This is a genomic window from Aliiruegeria haliotis, from assembly GCF_003003255.1.
GTDB lineage: Bacteria > Pseudomonadota > Alphaproteobacteria > Rhodobacterales > Rhodobacteraceae > Tropicimonas > Tropicimonas haliotis.
The window spans coordinates 1-2,051 of the sequence record NZ_PVTD01000029.1 but is presented as its reverse complement, the minus strand read 5'-3'; the positions used below and the strand labels follow the sequence as shown (position 1 = coordinate 2,051).

Sequence of the window (2,051 nt, the reverse complement as noted above, 5' to 3'; positions counted from 1 at the left end):
CACAGGAGCCCTTCCGTTCACATCGTTTCACGCCACCTGCACCGAAGTGGGTGCGGGCGGGCGCGACGGGCTGCAACACCTAGGCTCATCTGTGTGCCGTCGGCAACCCCGCCCGGCTGGAAAGGCTCCGGGAGTGCCGGATGAGTGTTGCCTGGCGTCGCCCCCGTGCGCACCTGGCCAGACGGGCCGCCGGATTGGCGGCCCGTCTGTTTTGGGTGGTGTCGGGGCTCAGCGGCCCATCCATCCACCGTCGACGAGCAGGATCGCGCCGTTGACGTAGGTGGAGGCGTCGGAGGACAGGAAGACGGCCGGGCCGGCGAAGTCTTCCGGTTTGCCCCAGCGGCCCGCCGGGATCCGGCCCAGGATCGCCTCGGAGCGTTCCGGATCGTCCTGCAGCGCCTGCGTGTTGTCGGTCGCGATGTAGCCCGGCGCGATCGCGTTCACGTTCACGCCCTTGCCGGCCCACTCGTTCGCGAAAGCCATCACGAGCTGGCCGATGCCGCCCTTCGAGGCCGCGTAGCCCGGCACCGTGATGCCGCCCTGGAAGGTCAGCAGCGAGGCGGTGAAGATGATCTTGCCCGCGCCGCGCTCAAGCATCGAGCGGCCGATCTCGCGCGTCAGCACGAATTGCGCGCTCAGGTTCACCTCGATCACCTTGTCCCACCACTCGTCGGGATGCTCGGCCGCGGGCTTGCGCATGATCGTGCCCGCGTTGTTGATCAGGATGTCGATCGGCGGGTTCTCTTCCTGCACCTGCGCGGCGAAGGCCGTGACCGCGGCGCGGTCCGAGAAGTCGCAGGAGTAGCCCTTGAAGCTCCGCCCCAGCGCCTTGACCTCCTCGCCCACCGCAGAGCCCTCGCTCTCCAGCGATGCCGAGACGCCGATGATGTCGGCGCCAGCCTGCGCCAGGCCGAGCGCCATGCCCTTGCCGATGCCGCGCTTGGCGCCGGTCACCAGGGCGGTCTTGCCCGAAAGGTCGAACATGCTCAGGTCAGTCATTGTGGTTATCCGTTGATTTTCAGGAGGGATTTCATTGCGTTCGGATTGGACGTCAGCTCCGCAAACGCCTCGCCGATCTTCTCGAGCGGGCGGATGTCGGTGATCATCGCATCGGCGTCGATCTCGCCGGCGGCGATCGAGGCGATGGCCTTGTCGTAATCCTCCGGCTCGTAGACCCGCACGCCGATCAGCTGCAGCTCGCGCCAGAAGAAGCGGAACAGGTCCACCTGCGGTTTCGTCGCGTGGATGGCCACCATGACGATGCGCGCGCGGGTGGCGCCGGCGTCGGTCATCAGGTCCACGCCCGGCTGCACGCCGGAGACCTCGAAGATCACGTCGGCGCCCTTGTCGCCGGTCTTCTTCAACACCTCGGCGGCCGCATCGACCTCCTTGGGGTTGATGGTCTCGAAGCCCAGCTTCCGGGCCAGCGCCAGGCGGTTCTCGTTGATCTCCGATATCGTCACCTTGCCGCCCGCGGCCTTGGCCACCATCGCCACGAGCATGCCGATCGGGCCGCCGCCGATCACCAGCACGTCCTCGCCTTGCGCCACCTTCGCCATCCGCACGTCGTGGCAGGCCACGGCCAGAGGCTCGATCAGCGCCGCGTCGCGCAGGGTCACATTCTCGGGCAGCCTGTGCAGCGTATGCGCCGGAACGTTCCAGAGCTGCTGCATCGCGCCCTGGCTGTCCAGGCCGATGAACTTGAGGTTGTGGCAGATATGCTGATGGCCGCGGTTGCAGGCCGGGCAATCGCCGCAGTGATCGAGAGGACGTACCACGATCCGGTCGCCCGGCGCCCAGCCCTCCACACCCTCGCCAACCGACTTGACCACCCCGGACATCTCGTGCCCGAGGATCCGCTCGAAACCGACGCGCGCATCCATGTGGCCCAGATAGGCATGCAGATCCGTGCCGCAGATGCCGCAATACGCAACCTCGATCTGAACCTGCCCTGAACCGGGAGCCTCAGCCGCGATCTCCGTAACCTCGAACGTCTTCTCGCCACGATAATAGGCCGCCAAAATCGACATCGTTCTTTCCTTTCAGGCCGC

At 66.7% G+C, this 2,051-nt stretch carries 2 protein-coding genes; both read right to left on the bottom strand.

Annotated elements, in window-relative coordinates; translation table 11 throughout:
* Window positions 1-228: 228 nt before the first annotated feature.
* Complete coding sequence (locus tag CLV78_RS23550) at window positions 229-999, bottom strand: SDR family oxidoreductase (RefSeq protein WP_106208592.1); 771 nt, start codon at window positions 997-999, stop codon at window positions 229-231.
* Window positions 1,000-1,004: 5 nt separating this feature from the next.
* Window positions 1,005-2,030, bottom strand: coding sequence for a zinc-dependent alcohol dehydrogenase (locus tag CLV78_RS23545; protein ID WP_106208590.1), 1,026 nt, complete (start codon window positions 2,028-2,030; stop codon window positions 1,005-1,007).
* Window positions 2,031-2,051: the final 21 nt, after the last annotated feature.

Coding starts and splice junctions, on each gene's coding strand:
- CLV78_RS23550 (WP_106208592.1), bottom strand. CDS start 999: ATGACTGACCTGAGCATGTTCGACCTTTCGGGCAAGACCGCCCTGGTG.
- CLV78_RS23545 (WP_106208590.1), bottom strand. CDS start 2,030: ATGTCGATTTTGGCGGCCTATTATCGTGGCGAGAAGACGTTCGAGGTT.